This window comes from Rhodoferax sp. LS1P39 (genome assembly GCF_056521425.1).
The window spans coordinates 45,005-61,534 of the sequence record NZ_JBWMAV010000018.1 but is presented as its reverse complement, the minus strand read 5'-3'; the positions used below and the strand labels follow the sequence as shown (position 1 = coordinate 61,534).

At 62.1% G+C, this 16,530-nt stretch carries 17 protein-coding genes; 9 read left to right on the top strand and 8 right to left on the bottom strand.

The genetic code is table 11. The annotated features are described in order from the left end of the window. Window positions 1-2: 2 nt before the first annotated feature. Genes AC097O_RS21970 through AC097O_RS21960 form a run of 3 tightly spaced genes read left to right on the top strand, consistent with a single transcriptional unit; the run spans window position 3 to window position 4,281 of the window. On the top strand, window positions 3-2,288 hold the full coding sequence (locus tag AC097O_RS21970) for an efflux RND transporter permease subunit (protein WP_479595100.1): 2,286 nt from the start codon (window positions 3-5) through the stop codon (window positions 2,286-2,288). A 23-nt stretch (window positions 2,289-2,311) separates the two neighbouring features. Next, entirely contained in the window at window positions 2,312-3,082 is a 771-nt protein-coding gene (locus tag AC097O_RS21965; RefSeq protein ID WP_479595099.1) for an outer membrane lipoprotein-sorting protein, read from the top strand. Between the two features lie 35 nt (window positions 3,083-3,117). Then, a complete protein-coding gene (locus tag AC097O_RS21960) occupies window positions 3,118-4,281 on the top strand; it encodes a hypothetical protein (protein ID WP_479595098.1) in 1,164 nt (387 codons plus the stop codon). Window positions 4,282-4,314: 33 nt separating this feature from the next. On the opposite strand, the gene AC097O_RS21955 is transcribed toward AC097O_RS21960, so the two are convergent. The 4 genes from AC097O_RS21955 to AC097O_RS21940 all read right to left on the bottom strand — a co-directional run bounded on the left by AC097O_RS21955 (window position 4,315) and on the right by AC097O_RS21940 (window position 8,498). Then, window positions 4,315-5,385, bottom strand: coding sequence for an ABC transporter ATP-binding protein (locus AC097O_RS21955; protein WP_479595097.1), 1,071 nt, complete (start codon window positions 5,383-5,385; stop codon window positions 4,315-4,317). A 5-nt stretch (window positions 5,386-5,390) separates the two neighbouring features. After that, on the bottom strand, window positions 5,391-6,245 hold the full coding sequence (locus AC097O_RS21950; RefSeq protein ID WP_315183135.1) for an ABC transporter permease subunit: 855 nt from the start codon (window positions 6,243-6,245) through the stop codon (window positions 5,391-5,393). Further along, window positions 6,235-7,116, bottom strand: coding sequence for an ABC transporter permease subunit (locus AC097O_RS21945; protein WP_315183137.1), 882 nt, complete (start codon window positions 7,114-7,116; stop codon window positions 6,235-6,237). The genes AC097O_RS21950 and AC097O_RS21945 overlap by 11 nt, the downstream gene beginning before the upstream one ends. 131 nt (window positions 7,117-7,247) lie before the next feature. Further along, window positions 7,248-8,498, bottom strand: a complete 1,251-nt coding sequence (locus AC097O_RS21940; protein WP_479595096.1) for an ABC transporter substrate-binding protein — start codon at window positions 8,496-8,498, stop codon at window positions 7,248-7,250. Between the two features lie 253 nt (window positions 8,499-8,751). Between AC097O_RS21940 and AC097O_RS21935 the strand changes: the two genes are divergently transcribed. The 6 genes from AC097O_RS21935 to ruvC all read left to right on the top strand — a co-directional run bounded on the left by AC097O_RS21935 (window position 8,752) and on the right by ruvC (window position 12,692). Next, on the top strand, window positions 8,752-9,378 hold the full coding sequence (locus AC097O_RS21935; RefSeq protein ID WP_479595095.1) for a lysophospholipid acyltransferase family protein: 627 nt from the start codon (window positions 8,752-8,754) through the stop codon (window positions 9,376-9,378). Next, window positions 9,375-10,364, top strand: a complete 990-nt coding sequence (locus tag AC097O_RS21930) for a phosphatidate cytidylyltransferase (RefSeq protein ID WP_479595094.1) — start codon at window positions 9,375-9,377, stop codon at window positions 10,362-10,364. Before AC097O_RS21935 ends, AC097O_RS21930 begins: the two co-directional genes overlap by 4 nt. A 60-nt stretch (window positions 10,365-10,424) precedes the next feature. Next, a complete protein-coding gene (locus AC097O_RS21925) occupies window positions 10,425-10,715 on the top strand; it encodes an antitoxin (RefSeq protein ID WP_479589204.1) in 291 nt (96 codons plus the stop codon). Further along, on the top strand, window positions 10,712-11,119 hold the full coding sequence (locus AC097O_RS21920) for a type II toxin-antitoxin system VapC family toxin (protein ID WP_479589205.1): 408 nt from the start codon (window positions 10,712-10,714) through the stop codon (window positions 11,117-11,119). The genes AC097O_RS21925 and AC097O_RS21920 overlap by 4 nt, the downstream gene beginning before the upstream one ends. A gap of 91 nt (window positions 11,120-11,210) precedes the next feature. Then, on the top strand, window positions 11,211-12,071 hold the full coding sequence (locus AC097O_RS21915; RefSeq protein ID WP_479595093.1) for a BRO-N domain-containing protein: 861 nt from the start codon (window positions 11,211-11,213) through the stop codon (window positions 12,069-12,071). A gap of 72 nt (window positions 12,072-12,143) precedes the next feature. Further along, window positions 12,144-12,692, top strand: coding sequence for a crossover junction endodeoxyribonuclease RuvC (gene ruvC / locus AC097O_RS21910; protein WP_479595092.1), 549 nt, complete (start codon window positions 12,144-12,146; stop codon window positions 12,690-12,692). Window positions 12,693-12,698: 6 nt separating this feature from the next. Here the strand turns inward: ruvC and AC097O_RS21905 are convergent, their stop codons facing one another. The 4 genes from AC097O_RS21905 to ftsA form a co-directional block, all read right to left on the bottom strand. Beyond that, window positions 12,699-12,875 (bottom strand): hypothetical protein, encoded by a 177-nt coding sequence (locus AC097O_RS21905; protein WP_315226674.1) that lies wholly within the window; start codon window positions 12,873-12,875, stop codon window positions 12,699-12,701. Between the two features lie 4 nt (window positions 12,876-12,879). After that, entirely contained in the window at window positions 12,880-13,803 is a 924-nt protein-coding gene (lpxC, locus tag AC097O_RS21900) for a UDP-3-O-acyl-N-acetylglucosamine deacetylase (RefSeq protein WP_479595091.1), read from the bottom strand. A gap of 114 nt (window positions 13,804-13,917) precedes the next feature. Continuing rightward, a complete protein-coding gene (gene ftsZ, locus AC097O_RS21895; protein WP_315183156.1) occupies window positions 13,918-15,129 on the bottom strand; it encodes a cell division protein FtsZ in 1,212 nt (403 codons plus the stop codon). Between the two features lie 164 nt (window positions 15,130-15,293). Further along, a complete protein-coding gene (gene ftsA / locus AC097O_RS21890) occupies window positions 15,294-16,523 on the bottom strand; it encodes a cell division protein FtsA (protein WP_315183158.1) in 1,230 nt (409 codons plus the stop codon). Window positions 16,524-16,530 lie beyond the last annotated feature (7 nt).

Here is a 16,530-nt window from a genome sequence, read left to right as displayed (position 1 = left end):
CGATGCTGACAAGTTTTACGGCCTTCTTGGTCAAACGGCGCAACGGGTTGGCCGCAACCACGATGCTGCTGCTGACACTGTGCAGTCTGGGTCTGCCAAAGCTGCATTTCGAAAACGACTACCGGATGTTTTTTTCACCGGACAACCCGGAGTTGAAAGCCTTTGACGATCTGCAGAACAAGTTTGCCAAGACCGACAATGTATTGCTGGTGCTGAAGCCACGACAAGGCGATCTGTTTACCACCGAACGCCTGGCGACTCTGGAACAATTGACGCGCGATGCGTGGCGTTTGCCGAGCGCTCGCCGGGTCGATTCACCAGCTAACTTCCAGCACTCTGCGGCAGTGGGTGACCAACTGGATGTCGGTGCCGTGCTGGACCATTCCGAGACGCTGGATGCCTCCGGAATCGCGGCGCGGCGCACAACCTTGCTGAATGAACCCATGCTGGTGGGGCGCCTCCTGTCAGCGGATGGCACCACGGCAGGCGTGGCGGTCAGCCTGTCTCTTGACGAAACCCGCAAGGACGAGCAGGTACTCGAAGTAGCCGCTGCAGCCAGAAAACTTGCAGCGGATGTGATGCTTGCACATCCAGACCTGGAGGTGCGCCTGACCGGCTCCGCCATGCTCGACACCGCATTCCACGATGCCGCACAAGCCGATGGGCAGCTTCTGATACCCGCCATGTTCACCGTGTCGCTGCTGCTGTGCTGGTGGCTGCTGCGTTCCATGGCCTTGTCGCTGATCGTGGGTACGGTGATTACCTTCTCCATCCTGGCGGCACTGGGTATCGCTGGACTTCTGGGTATTCCTCTGTCGCCCACGGCGGTTGCGGCACCCAACATCATCATGACCATGGCCGTGGCCGATGCGATCCACTTTCTTGTCGCATGGCAGAACCAGGTCGCCAAGGGCGACACCCGCGAAGCCGCAATGCGCAAGGTACTGCAAAGCCATCTGACCCTGGTGGCGTTCACCACAGCGGCAACGGTCGTCAGTTTCCTGACCATGAATTCCAGCGACGCACCACCCTTTCGCGACCTGGGCAACATCACCGCCATGGGGGTGGTAGCGGCACTGTGGATTTCGCTGACCTTGCTGCCCGCTCTTGCGATCGCGGTGCCGATCCGCTTCATCGGCCGTCCGCGCGAGTTGGTACCACGCAGTCTGGAGGCCGTGCTGAAGTGGATCATCCGCACTCCCCGCAAGATTGCCGTCGTGGGCCTGGGAAGTGCGTTGCTGGTATCGCAGCTGCTATGGCTGAACAAGCTCGACGATGAATACGTCAAGTACTTTGATACTTCGCTGACCTTCCGCCAAGACACGGACTGGGTAGAAAAGAATCTAACTGGCATCTATGAACTGGAGTACATGTTGCCGTCCGGCACACCCGATGGCATTTTTGACCCCCACTACCTGAAAGAGGTGGATGCGTTTGCCGGGTGGTTGCGGGCACAGCCGGAAGTCAACCATGTCAGCTCACTGGCCGATGTCTTGCGCAAGCTGAACAGAAACTTCAATGGCGACGACCCCGCGTACTTCCGCATCCCGGAAACACGCGCCCTGGCCACCCAGTACTTTCTGGCCTACGAACTGGCCCTGCCGCAGGGGATGGATGTGAGTGACCGAGTCGATGTCTCGCGTACCGCGCTGCGCCTGAGTGCGAGCCTGGACAACATCTCCAGCGAGCAAGTGCGGGCGTTGGAGGCACGTGCCCGCAGCTGGCTGGAGACCCACGTAGACAAACGCATGCATGTCGCGGCGACCGGCCCTACCCTGATGTTTGCCAACATTGGAAAGCGCAACATCTTCTCCATGATCTCGGGTGAGATCGTTGCCATGGTGTTAGTGGGGCTGCTGCTGGGACTGGGCCTGCGCTCACTGCGCCTGGGTGCGCTGTCCTTGGTGCCGACCATCCTGCCCGCTGCCGTGGCTTTTGGCGTGTGGGGCATTTTTGTCGGACAGGTCGGCCTGGCCTCCTCTGTGGTAGCCGCCATGACCTTGGGGATTTTGTCCGACGACACGGTGCACTTTCTCGGCCGCTACCGCGAATCCATGCGCCTGCAAGGAGACCGCACCGCCGCCGTCGGACACGCTTTTCGCGAAGCCGGCCAGGCCCTGTGGATCACCACGCTGGTGCTGATGTCCGGGTTCGGCATCTTGGCGCTTTCGAACTTTCGCATCAACGCCCACCTGGGCATCTTGACCGTGATCATCCTCAGCCTGGGCCTGCTGGCCGATTTTGTACTGTTGCCCGCTTTGTTATTGTTTGGAGTAAAGAAAAAATGAAGTTCTCAAAAACCACCGCCTCTATGGTGTTTATTGCCCTGACGGCCATCGCCCCGCTAGTGGCGCATGCCGACGCAGCCGCAGACAAAGGCTTGTCGATTGCCGTCGAAACGGACCACCGCGATGCGGGCTTTTCGGATTCTGTAGCGGAAGCCACCATGGAGTTACGCGATGCCGCCGGTACCACCACCACGCGCCGTTTTCGCATGCTCACCTTGGAGCAAACGACCGATGGTGACAGGACACTGGTGGTCTTTAACCAGCCGGTAGATCTTTCTGGGACCGCCGTGCTGACGTGGTCGCATGCCCTGACAGCGGACGACCAATGGCTGTACTTGCCCGCACTGAAGCGCACCAAACGTATTGCCTCCAAAAACAAGGCCGCGGCTTTTATTGGCAGTGAATATGCGTTCGAAGATCTCTCCGCCTGGGAGGTGAAAAAGTTCACCTACCGCTTCCTGCGCGAAGAAAACCTCGAAGGTGCAGATTGCTTGGTAGTGGAAAACACGCCCGCCTATGAAGACTCCGGCTATTCACGCCAGGTGGAATGGGTGGACAAAGCCATGTACCAGCCGCGCCGCATTGACTACTACGACCGCGAAGGGGCATTGCTCAAATCCATGACATTCAGCGACTACAAACAGTATCTGGGCAAGCACTGGCGCGCCGGTGTGCAAACCATGGTGAACAAGAAAACCGGCAAAAGCACCCGTCTGCAATGGGCCAGCTGGAAATTCAAGACCGGGCTGACGGCGGGTGATTTCACGGCCGATGCCTTAGAGCGCCAGCAGTGAAGCACACCATCGTCGCCAGCACATTGCTCCTGGCAATGCGCGCAGCCATAGGTGCGGACGGTGGGGCGGAGGACACCAGCCTTTGGCAACTCAAAGGCAATGCCGCACTGGGGGCCCGGCTTTACACCAGCCCCCATGAACCCACCAAGGAGTCAGATCGCCTCGCGGTGCGGCTTGCGCCGGAGTGGCGCTGGGCGGACGGCGGCAAGTCCATCGTCATCAGCCCCGCGCTGTACCTGGAAGGTGCCCACAACGGGCGCACACGGTTGGACCTCAATGAGCTGTATTTCTCGACCCGTCTGAATGAGACCATCGTCAAGGTGGGGCTCACGCGGTTGTTCTGGGGGGTCACTGAATCGCGCCACCTGGTGGATGTGGTCAATCCACCGGACTTGGCACACCACTACGCGGCGGAGCAACGCCTTTCCACCGCCATGCTGTATGTGGCCCATCCCACACGGGTGGGGCAACTGGAGGCTTTGCTGCTGCCCTGGGAGCGCGATCCGAGGTACCCCGGTACCGCAGGGCGGCCGCGCACAGAATTACCTATCCATAATTCCGTGGAGCATCCCAACGGAACCCCGCCCGCGTTTGCCGCACGTTTGGCCATCAGCCAAGGCGACTACGACTCCCACGTGTATTTCTTTCGCGGACTGGACCGTGAATCCGCGCTGACGGTACGCACGCAGCCCTTTGCCGCACCGACGGAATTGACGGCGACACGCAGACTCATCCGGCAATGGGGCGCAGACCTGCAAGTGCCGGTAGGCAACTTTCTCGTCAAGTCCGAGTTGACCCACCGCAGCGGCTATTCACGCGGCTTTTTCTCTGGAGTAGTGGGCGGCGAGTACGCCCTGAGTGGGATCAACGGCAGTGTGGTCGATGTCAATCTGCTCGGTGAATACCAGTTTGATCTGCGCCCGGCGGATGCTCCGTTGACCACCCTCAGCCACGGTATTTATGCCGGGGTTCGGGTGGCGCTCAACGACCCCGCCAGCACCGAATTCAAGTTTGGTGTGGTGGCAGAACCCTCAACCGGGGCCCGCATCTGGCGGGGCGATGCCAGCCGCCGCATCGCCAAGAACTGGACGGTCGAAGGGGTCTTGCATGTGTTTGACAACGCACGCAAGTCCCCCAGCCTGATGGACTACCGCAAAGACAGCTATGTAGAAGTCTTGGCGAAATACCATTTCCAGTGACGGCGCGCAAGTGCAGCGCCGAACCATTCCGCCCTACATGCGCACGCCGGTCTTCGCGTCAAACCAGCTCACCTGCGCGGCGGCCACTTGCAGGCCGACGGTGTCACCGGGTTGGATGCTGACCTGCGGGGCGGTGCGCACAGTGACCAGGCCGGCCTCGGTCTTGACCACCACATAGGTGTCGGCCCCGGTGGGTTCGACCACGCTGACCTCGCCGCGCCAGCCGGAGCCATCCACCAGCTGGATGTGCTCGGGGCGCAGGCCCAGCAGGGTGTCCACGCCGGGCAGCGGGCTGTCCAGCGGCAGATTCGCACCTTGTATAGAAAATTGGCCGCTAGCGCTTGCAGTACCAGCACGACCAGCTATTAAATTCATAGTGGGCGAGCCGATAAAGCTGGCCACATAGGTGTTGGCCGGGCGGCTGTAGATGTCATCCGGGGTGCCGAGTTGCTGCAGCACGCCGTCTTTCATCACCGCGATGCGGCTGCCCAGGGTCATGGCCTCGATCTGGTCGTGGGTCACGTAGACGCTGGTGATGCCGCTCACCTGGTGCAGGCGCTTGATCTCGGCCCGCATCTCGACGCGCAGCTTGGCATCCAGATTCGACAGCGGTTCGTCAAACAAAAACAGCTGCGGCTGGCGCGCCAGGGCCCGGCCCATGGCCACGCGCTGGCGCTGGCCGCCGGAGAGCTGTGCCGGGCGGCGGTCCAGCAGGTGGGTGATCTGCAGCATGGCGGCCACCTCGTTGATGCGCTTTTCGCGGTCGGCCTTGGGGACCTTGCGCATTTCCAGCGCGAAGCCGATGTTCTCGGCCACGCTCATGGTGGGGTACAGCGCGTAGCTCTGGAACACCATGGCGATGTCGCGCTGGGCCGGGGCCACGCCGACCACGTTGCGGTCGCCGATGCGGATCGCGCCCTCGGTGGGCTCTTCGAGCCCGGCAATGATGTTGAGCAGCGTGGATTTGCCGCAGCCGGACGGGCCGACCAGGATCAAAAATTCGCCCGGGGCCACGTCGATGTCGATGCGCTTGAGCACCTCGACCATTTTGTCGCCGCTGCCAAAGGTTTTGCGGATGCCTTGAATGTGGAGTGCGGATGCCATAGTGTTTATCCCTTGACGGCGCCAGCCGTCAGACCTTTAACGAAGAATTTGCCTGCCAGCACGTAGATGAGGATGGTGGGCAGGCCCGCGATCACGGCAGCGGCCATGTCGACGTTGTAGTTTTTCACGCTGCTGGTGGTGTTGACCATGTTGTTCAGGCCCACGGTGATGGGCTTGCTGTCGGCGCCGCTGAAGGCCACGCCGAACAAAAAGTCGTTCCAGATGTTGGTGAACTGCCAGATCAGCGTAACCATCACGATGGGCGTGGACAGCGGCACGATGATGCGGATGAAGATGCGCCAGAAGCCCGCGCCGTCGATGCGCGCGGCATTCACCAGCTCTTTGGGAATGGCGGCATAGTAGTTGCGGAAGAACAGCGTGGTGCCCGCCAGACCGGCCAGGCAGTGCACAAAGATCAGGCCGTACACCGAGCTGGAAATGCCCAGCCAGCCCAGGATCTGGCTCATGGGCAGCAGCACCACCTGGAACGGCATGAACACGCCAAACAGCATGAAGCCAAACAGCACTTCGCTGCCCTTGAACTTCCACAGGCTGAGCACGTAGCCGTTGATCGCGCCCCACAGCGTGGAGATGATCACCGCCGGAAACACGATCAACACCGAGTTCCAGAAGAAGGGCTGCAGGCCCCGGCAGTCGGTGCCGGTGCAAGCGCTGGACCAGGCCAGCGTCCAGGCTTCGAAGTTCAGGCTGCCGGGCAGACTCAGCAAGTTGCCGCTGCGGATTTCTTCCGCGTCCTTGAACGAGGTGGCCAGCATCACATACATGGGTGCCAGGAAAAACAGCGCCGCCAGCAGCAGCACGCCATAGATCAGCACACGGGACAGGTTCTTACCGATCATGGGGTTTGCTCCGCAGTTCACTGTACAAATAGGGCACCACGATGGCCGCCACGGTCGCCAGCATCATGGTGGCACTGGCGGCACCCAGGCCGATCTGGCCGCGGGTAAAGCTCATCACGTACATGAAGGTGGCGGGCACGTCGGTGGCGTAGCCGGGGCCGCCGCCGGTCAGGGCCATCACCAGGTCAAAGCTCTTGATGGACAGGTGCGACAAGACCATGATGGTGGAGAACACCACCGGCCGCAGGATCGGCAAAATGATGCGCCAGTAGATGCGCGGCAGGCTGGCACCGTCGATCTGCGCGGCCTTGATGATGCTGTCGTCGATGCCGCGCAGGCCCGCCAGAAACAGCGCCATGGCAAACCCGGCGGACTGCCAGATGCCCGCAATCACCACGCAGTAAATGGCGGTGTCGCTTTGCACCAGCCAGTCGAAACTGAAGCTGGCCCAGCCCATGTCGTGCATCAGCTTTTCCAGCCCCAGGCTGGGGTTGAGCATCCACTTCCAGGCCGTGCCGGTGACGATGAACGACAGCGCCATGGGGTACAGGTAGATGGTGCGCAGCAGGCCTTCGGCGCGGACCTTCTGGTCCAGCACGATGGCCAGGGCCATGCCGATCAGCATCGCGCCGCCCACGTACAGCACGCTGAAGATGCCGAGGTTTTTCAGGGCCAGCCACCAGCGGTCCATCTCCCAGAGCTTGGCGTATTGTTCCAAGCCCACAAATTCGTCGTAGTTGGGCAGCATGCGCGACGCGGTCATGGACAGCACGCCGTTCCAGATCATCAGCCCGTAGATAAAAGCAAAACCCAGCACAAAGCCGGGCGCGATGACCAGCTTGGGCAGGGACTGCTCAAAGTTCAGTTTCATAAAAATCTTTCAAACACCCCCAGGCTTCGCTTCGCTACGCCACCCCCCTTGCAGGGGGCGATACCAGAGGCCCGGCAAAGCCGGTTCCTCGGTATCCCTGGAGGGCGCAGCGTTGCGCTGCGCAATGTGGCTTACTTGGTTTTTGCTGCGGAAGCGATGTTCTTCATCGCGTCAGCAACGCTGATCTTGTCGTCGTTCCAGAACTGGCTCACAGCGTCCTTGATCGCGCCTTCAGCCGCAGGGCTGACAGCCATGCCGTGGGCGATGGAGGGCACCAGGCTGCTGGTCTTGGCGGTGGCCACGAAGTCCTTGGCGGAGAGCTTGGCGCAGTCGTCAAACTTGTCCAGGTTCATGTTCAGGCGCACGGGGATGGAGCCCTTGTTCAGGTTGAAGATTTCCTGGAACTCGGTGCCCATGATGGCGGCAGCCAGGTCGCCCTGGGCTTTTTGCGCATCGGCGGCCTTGAGCTTGAACATGGCGAACGAGTCGATGTTGTAGGTGTAAGCCGCTGCGGTGCCGGGGGCGGCAGCGCACAGGAAGTCTTTGCCCGGAACCTTGCCAGCGGCCAAAAACTCGCCCTTGGCCCAGTCACCCATGAACTGGAAGCCCGCCTTGCCCTGCATCACCATGGCGGTGGTCAGGTTCCAGTCGCGGCCTGCAGAGGCTGCGTCGGTGTATCCCTTGATCTTGCGGAAGGTTTCCAGCGACTTGGTCATGGTGGGGCTGGTCAGCGCCTTCTGGTCCAGCTTGACCAGTGCGTCGCTGTAGAACTTGGCACCGCCCACGCCCAGCACCACCGATTCAAAGGTGGTGAAGTCTTGCCAGTTCTGGCCACCGTGCGCCACGGCGATCAGGCCAGCGGCCTTGATCTTGTCGGCAGCGGCAAAGAATTCGTCGTAGGTCTTGGGCATGCCAGCCACACCGGCTTTTTTCAGCACTTCGGGATTCGCCCACACCCAGTTCACACGGTGCACGTTGACCGGTGCGGCCACGTAGTTGCCCTTGTACTTCATGCCATCGGCCACGGCCTTGGGCAGCAGGCTGTCCCACTTCTCGGCCTGGGCGGTGGCGTTCAGGTTGGCCAGCACGCCTTCGGCAGCCCATTCCTGGATGGCCGGGCCCTTGATCTGGGCGGCGGCGGGGGGGTTGCCCGACACCACACGGCTCTTCAGCACGGTGGCTGCGTTGTCGCCACCGCCACCGGCTACTGCGAAGTCTTTCCAGACGTGGCCCTTGGCCTGCATGATCTTCTTGAGTTCGGCCACCGACTTGGCCTCGCCGCCCGAGGTCCAGTAGTGCAGCACTTCGACTTCACCGGCGTGGAGTGCGCCAGCAGATACCACAACAGCCATGGCCAAAGCCACTTTGGAAAGTTTCATCATCAATCTGTCTCCTGGGTTTGCCGCCTCGCCGGAGGGGAGGTCTGGGCAAAGGGTGGATTCAACGCGGCACCATGCCCCGTTGAGAGCATTAATTTTTGATTAATTAACGAATTATGAATACTAGGGCTTTCCCTTGTTTGGCCACAAAATACTACATATTTCGTAGCTGCTTGTGCTTATGGATAGGGCGGTAGGGGCAGTTTTTATGCTGAATCTGGCCGGTGCGCCGCCCTGCCCGCTTATGATCCCCGCCATGCTTGCCAAGATCACCAGCTTTCTTTTGCTCGGCATCGTGCGGCTGCTGACCGGGGCGCAAGCCCGCTGGCACGGCTGCCCACCCAAGGCCGAACAGCGCATTTATTTCGCCAACCACCAGAGCCACGTGGACCTGATCCTGATGTGGGCCGCCCTGCCCACCGAGCTGCGCAGCATCACCCGCCCCATTGCCGCCAAAGACTACTGGGCCAACTCGCGCTTCAAGAAGTGGCTGACCAGCGCGGTGTTCAATGCCATCTATGTAGACCGGGCCCGCACCAAAGATGCAGCAGGCGTGGAGCAAGACCCGCTGGAGCCGCTGATTGAGGCGCTGCAAAGCGGCGACTCCATCATCCTGTTCCCCGAGGGCACACGCGGCCACTTGCCCGAGCCCCAGCCGTTCAAGGCCGGGCTATTCAACCTGGCGGTGCAGTTCCCCCACGTGGTACTGGTGCCCACCTGGATCCACAACGTGCAGCGCGTCATGCCCAAGGGCGAGGTGATCCCGGTGCCGGTGCTGTGCTCGGTGACCTTTGGCACGCCGATGCAGGTGGAGCCAGGCGAAGAGCGCCGCGCGTTCCTGGACCGCGCGCGCCTGAACGTGATGGCGCTTAGAGACATATGAACGCATTTCTTCGCGCCTTGAGCGGCAGCCAACAGGTGGCCGCGCTGTTTTTGCTGGTGTTTGGGGTGCTATCGCTGGCCAGCGCCGCGCTGTTGCTGGTGTCGCTGCGCGAGCGCGACGACGGGGCCTTCAAGGCGGCGTTTGGCTCGGATCTCACCGACCTGCGCCGCCTGCTGCGCCATAGCTGGTTCATGGCGGTCACTTTCTGGCTGGGTTGGGTGCTGGGCGGCTGGTTTGCCATCACCTTGTTTGGCCTGGTGTCGTTTTTGGCGCTGCGCGAGTTCATCACCCTGTCGCCCACCCACCGGGGCGACCACCGCAGCCTGATCCTGGCGTTTTTTGTGGTGCTGCCGGTGCAGTTCTGGATGGCGGGCGGGCGGCATTTCGACCTGTTTACCGTGTTCATCCCGGTGTACGTGTTTCTGGCCCTGCCGCTGGTGGGCGCGCTGGCCGACGACCCGCACCGTTTCCTGGAGCGCAACGCCAAGATGCAGTGGGGCATCATGGTCTGCGTTTACGGCACCAGCCACATCCCGGCCCTGGTGCGGCTGGAGATTCCCGGCTACGCCGACAAAAGCGCGTTTCTGGTGTTCTTTCTGGTGCTGGTGGTGCAGAGCTGCATGCTGGTGCAGCACCTGGCCGCCCGCAAGCAGCAACGCCCGCCGCGCGCGCCGCACATCAGCCAAAGCTTCAACTGGAGCAGCTGGGGCCTGGGCATGGCCGCCGGGGGCCTGATGGGCGTACTGTTGGCAGGCATCACCCCGTTCAAACCCGGCCAGGCCCTGGCCATGGCGCTGATTGCCTGCGCCGCAGGCACCGCGGGCCACCTGGTGATGAAAGCCCTGAAACGCGACCGCGGCATCACCAACTGGGGCACCCAGGGCCAGTCCATCACCGGCGCCAGCGGCCTGCTCGACCGGGTAGACGCGCTGTGTTTCGCCGCGCCGATCTTCTTCCACTCGGTGCGCTGGTTTTTCCGGCTGTAAGGGACATTGGCCTCAAAAATAGATACACTTTCGTATATATTTTTTGCACAGGAGGCCGCCATGCAAGCCACCGCCAAAGTGTTTTCTACCGGCAACAGCCAGGCCATCCGCCTGCCCAAGGCCTTCCGCGTCGATGTGGCGGAAATGTGGATCGCCAAGAACGAGGTGACGGGAGAGATCACGCTCAAACCCAAGAACGACGACCAGCGCCAACGCGAACTGGCCGAATTGCTTCAGATGATTCACGACAACCCGTTCACTGAGGACTTCATTCCCGAGCGCTCCGCCGCCGTGCGCCCTGACCCGTTTGAAGACTGGGCCGAACCACCGGACGAAGGGGGTGCGCAGTGATCCTGTACCTGCTGGACACCAACATCCTCAGCTACTTCCTCAAAGGCATCCAACCCCGGCTGACGCAGCGCGTGGCGCAGACACTGCAGACGCAAGATGGCGCCATCTCCGCCATCACCCGGGCTGAAATGCGCTACGGCCAGGCGCTGATGGCCACTGACGACAAACGCCGCCGGGGGATCGATCTGCTACTGGGCCAGCTTCCCACCCTGGCCTGGACGGCTGCGGCTGCCGACCGGTATGGCGACATCCAGTCGCAATTCAGAAAACGAGGCACGCCCATCGGCGAACTGGACACCCAGATCGCCGCCCACGCGCTGGCCGAAAACCTGGTGCTGGTCACCCACAACACCCGGCACTTTGAGCGGGTTCCGGGGTTGACAATGGAAGACTGGATGTTGTGAAGCGCAGTTTTCAGCATCTTTTAGGCCCCCAGCGCTTATTCCATAAGTGCAACCAGCTCTTATTTTTGCAGTGAATCGTCAGAAAGTCGCCATGGCAAAGAAAGCAAGCCCCGCCGATCCACCAAACCACATCGCCGTTTTTCAGGAAACCAGCATCCGCCGGGTCTGGCACGACGGGGCGTGGTGGTTTGCCATCGTCGATGTGGTGGCGGTACTCACGGACTCCGTGCAGCCAGAAGGCTACGTGAAAGACTTGCGCCGCCGCGACCCAGAGCTGGCCAAAGGGTGGGGGCAAATTGCCACCCCCCTTCGGGTTGAAACAGCGGGTGGCGCGCAAAGGGTGAACTGCGCCAACACCGAAGGCCTGTTCCGCATCATCCAGTCCATCCCCTCCCCCAAAGCCGAGCCGTTCAAGCGCTGGCTGGCGCAGGTGGGCTACGAGCGGGTGCAAGAGATCGACAACCCCGAACTCGCCAGCGCCCGCGCCCGCGCGCTGTACGAGGCCAAAGGCTATCCGCCCGCTTGGATCGAAAAACGCTTGCGCTCCATCGCCGTACGCGGCGAACTCACCGAAGAATGGAAGGAGCGCGGTGTGCAGGAAGGCAAGGAATACTCCATCCTCACTGCTGAAATTGCCCGCGCCACCTTTGGTGTCACCCCCGCAGACCACAGTCGCATCAAAGGGCTGGACGCGGTCAAAACGGGCAACAACCTGCGCGACCACATGACCGACCTGGAGCTGATCTTCACCATGCTCGGCGAGGCCAGCACCACCGAAATCGCCCGCCGCAGCGATGCCCTGGGTTTTGACGAAAACCGTACCTCGGCCCGACAAGGCGGGGCCATTGCAGGCAACGCCCGCAAAGAGCTGGAGGCCAAAACCGGCATGCCGGTGGTGAGCAAAGACAACTATCTGGCGGCACCACCTGCACCCAAGCGGGTCAAAAAATGAGCTTTTCGATTTTTAGTCTTTTAGACCTCCAGCGCTTATTCCATAAGCACAACCAGCTCTCAAATAAGTAGCATGCGACTTCTCGGCATTGACCCCGGCTTGCAAACCACCGGCTTCGGCATCATCGACGTGGACGGCTCCAACCTCAGCTATGTGGCCAGCGGCACCATCAAGACCACGCACCTGGACCTGGGGCAGTTGCCTGCGCGCATCAAGATTCTGTTTGACGGGATTTGCGAGGTCTGCACCCGCTACGAGCCGGATGCCGCTTCGGTGGAAATCATCTTTGTGAACGTGAACCCGCAGTCCACCCTGCTGCTGGGCCAGGCGCGCGGGGCCAGCCTGGCGGCGCTGGGACACAGCAATTTGCAGGTGCACGAGTACACCGCGCTGCAAATGAAAAAAGCCGTGGTCGGCCATGGCCGGGCCGACAAGACCCAGGTGCAGGAAATGGTGAAACGGTTGTTGAAGTTGCCCGTGCTGCCCGGCAAAGATGCTGCCGACGCCCTGGGCATGGCCATCACCCACGCCCACGTGGGGCACGCCATGGCCCGGTTGGCGCAGGCGACACCGTTGACCCGAAAGACCAGCGGCATGTACCGCGATGGCCGGATCAATTAACAGAGCTCAGGCCAGGCGTTCCAGAATCAGCACCGTGAAGAAACCAAACGCCGCCAGCAGCGTCCACTTCAAAATCACCCAGCCCCAGCGCAGGTAGCGGCGGTCGCGCGTGCCCACGTAGAACACGAAGGACACGCCAGCGCCCAGCAGCAGGAACAGGATGGCCCAGCGGAACAGCAGCATGGGGCTACCAGGCGCGGGCGAGTTGGGCGAAGCCAGCGGGCGCGTCGGACGCGTTGTCAAACGTCACCAGTTCCCAGGCCTCGGTGTTCAACATGAGTGCGCGGATCAGCTTATTGTTCAGCGCGTGGCCGGACTTCATGGCGCTGTAGCTGGCCAGCAAGGGCTTGCCCAGCATGTACATGTCGCCCATCGCGTCCAGCACCTTGTGCTTGACGAATTCATCGTCGTAGCGCAGGCCACCCGCGTTGAGCACCTTGTAGTCGTCCATCAGGATGGCGTTGTCCATGCCGCCGCCCAGGCCCAGGCCGTTGGCGCGCAGCATCTCGGCATCGCGGGTAAAGCCGAAGGTGCGGGCGCGGGCGATGTCGCGGGTGTAGGAATCGCTGCCCAGGTCGAATTCGACGTGCTGGCCGGTGGAGTCCACCGCCGGGTGGTCAAAGATGATGTCAAAGCTCAGCTTGTAGCCGTGGTACGGCTCCAGTCGCGCCCACTTTTCTGCCGTGCCCGTGCCTTCGCGCACTTCCACCGGCTGCGTCACGCGGATGAAGCGGCGCGGGGCTTTTTGCAGCTCGATGCCTGCCGTTTGCAGCAAGTACACAAAAGCCGCCGCCGAGCCATCCAAGATAGGCACTTCTTCGGCGGTGATTTCCACAATCAGGTTGTCGATGCCCAGCCCTGCACAGGCCGACATCAGGTGCTCCACGGTCGACACCTTGGCCGAGCCGCTGGACACGGTGGTGGCCATGCGCGTATCGGTCACCGAGGTGGCCGTCATGGCGATATCCACCGGTGTGGGCAGATCGGTACGGCGAAACACGATGCCGGTGTCCGGCGGTGCCGGGCGCAACGTCAATTCGACCCGCTGGCCGCTGTGCACGCCCACACCGACGGCTTTGGTGAGGGACTTGAGGGTTCGTTGCTGGAGCATGGTGCGATTTTAATTGGCAGGCCTATCGCCCACGATCAGCAATGTTGATGGCGGAGATCGAGAAAAGGCATCCCCCGATCCCGCCACAAGTGCGAGATCGGCGGGTGCAGACCCTCAATCGGCTTGCTTACGCAAAAAGGCCGGGATCTCGTAGTCGTCCATGCCACCCGACGACAGCGCGTCCACCCGGGCGCTGGCCTGGGTGCGGTTGGGCGTGCGCCATACCGCTGGGCCGCGCAGCGACTCGTAGTCGGGCTGGCCATTGCCCACACCCATGCCGTTGGCGCTGCCTTGCATTGGCAGGGTGAAGCCCACGTTGTCGGTGCCGGTGCGTTGCACCACCACTTGCAGCGGGGCCGCCACACGGCGTTTGCTCAGGCCGGTGGCCACCACGGTGACGCGGATCTTGTCGCCCAGTCCGTCGTCGTAGGCGGTGCCGTAGATGACATGCGCGTCGGGCGATGCGTAGGCGCGGATGGTGTTCATGGCCAGCTTGGATTCGTTCAGCTTGAGCGAGCCCTTGGCCGCGGTGATCAGCACCAGCACGCCCTTGGCACCCGACAGGTCGATACCTTCCAGCAGCGGGCAAGCGACAGCCTGCTCGGCGGCGATGCGGGCGCGGTCGGGGCCGTCGGCCACGGCGGTACCCATCATGGCTTTGCCGGGCTCGCCCATCACGGTGCGCACGTCTTCAAAGTCGACGTTCACATGGCCAGGCACGTTGATGATTTCGGCAATCCCGCCCACAGCGTTTTTCAGCACGTCGTTGGCGTGGGCGAAGGCTTCGTCCTGCGTCACGTCGTCGCCCAGCACTTCGAGCAGCTTCTCGTTCAGCACCACGATCAGCGAATCCACATTGGCTTCCAGCTCGGCCAGGCCGTTGTCGGCATTGGACATGCGCTTGGGGCCTTCGAAGTCGAACGGCTTGGTGATCACGCCCACGGTCAGAATGCCCATTTCCTTGGCCACACGGGCAATCACCGGTGCCGCGCCGGTGCCGGTACCACCGCCCATGCCGGCGGTGATGAACAGCATGTGCGCACCGGCGATAGCCGCGCGGATGTCGTCCACCGCCAGCTCGGCGGCTTCGCGGCCCTTGTCGGGCTTGCTGCCGGCGCCCAGGCCGCTCAGGCCCAGCTGGATGGTCTTGTGCGCCACGCTGCGGCCCAGGGCCTGCGCGTCCGTGTTGGCGCTGATGAACTCCACGCCCTGGACGTTGCAGCCAATCATGTGCTCCACGGCATTGCCGCCGCCGCCGCCGACACCGATCACTTTGATCTGGGTGCCCAGGTTAAATTCTTCGACTTCAATCATTTCGATAGGCATGTGGTTCTCCTTCATGGTGTCAATGGGGTGCTGTTGGTTCAAACTAAAAAATCAAAACGGGGTATGCGGGGACCAGGGCGGATGGCAAGTCCGCCATCGCCAAAGTGCCATGGGTGCCGGGCTGCCACGCGGAAAGGAGTGGGGGGTCTGGGTGCTGTGCATGGTCAGAAGTTCCCCACAAACCAGTCTTTGACGCGGCCCACCGCGGTCTTCATGGAGCCGTTTTTCTGCGCCACCTTGAAGCCGCGGGCGCGGCCGATGCGGGCCTCTTCCAGCAGGCCCATGACAGTGGCGGCGCGGGGCTGCGAGACCATGTCGGACAGCGCGCCGCGGTACTTGGGTACGCCCCGGCGCACGGGTTTCAAAAAGATGTCTTCGCCCAGCTCGACCATGCCGGGCATGACCACGCTGCCACCGGTGAGCACGATGCCGCTGGACAGCACTTCTTCAAAGCCCGACTCGCGGATCACCTGGGCCACCAGCGAATAAATCTCTTCCACGCGGGGCTCGATGACACCAGCCAGCGCCTGGCGGCTCAGCATGCGCGGGCCCCGGTCGCCCAGGCCAGGCACTTCCACCTGGGCATCCGGGTCAGCCAGCAACTGCTTGGCATAGCCGCTTTCAACCTTGATGTCTTCCGCGTCCTTGGTGGGCGTGCGCAGGGCCATGGCGATGTCGCTGGTGATCAGGTCACCCGCAATCGGGATCACGGCGGTGTGGCGGATCGCACCGTTGGTGAAGATGGCTACGTCGGTGGTGCCTGCGCCAATGTCCACCAGGGCCACGCCCAGTTCGCGCTCGTCTTCGGTCAACACCGACAGGCTGCTGGCCAGCGGGTTCAGCATCAGCTGGTCCACGTCCAGGCCGCAGCGGCGGATGCATTTGATGATGTTCTCGGCGGCACTTTGCGCCCCAGTGACGATGTGCACCTTGGCTTCCAGGCGGATGCCGCTCATGCCGATGGGCTCTTTCACGTCCTGCCCGTCGATGATGAACTCTTGCGGCTCCACCAGCAGCAGCCGCTGGTCGGTAGAGATGTGGATGGCCTTGGCGGTTTCCACCACGCGGGCCACGTCGGCCGCAGTGACTTCACGGTCTTTCACCGCCACCATGCCGCTGGAATTGATGCCCCGGATATGGCTGCCGGTGATGCCGGTGTAGACATGCGAGATCTTGCAGTCGGCCATCAGCTCGGCTTCTTTCAGCGCCAGCTGGATGCTCTGCACCGTGGCATCGATGTTCACCACCACGCCGCGTTTCAGGCCGTTGCTGGGAGCCGAGCCAAACCCGGCCAGCTTCAGCTCGCCACCGGCCAGCACCTCGGCCACCACCACCATCACCTTGGCGGTGCCGATATCCACCCCGACGACTAAATCTTTGTACTCTTTTGCCATAGTGCGT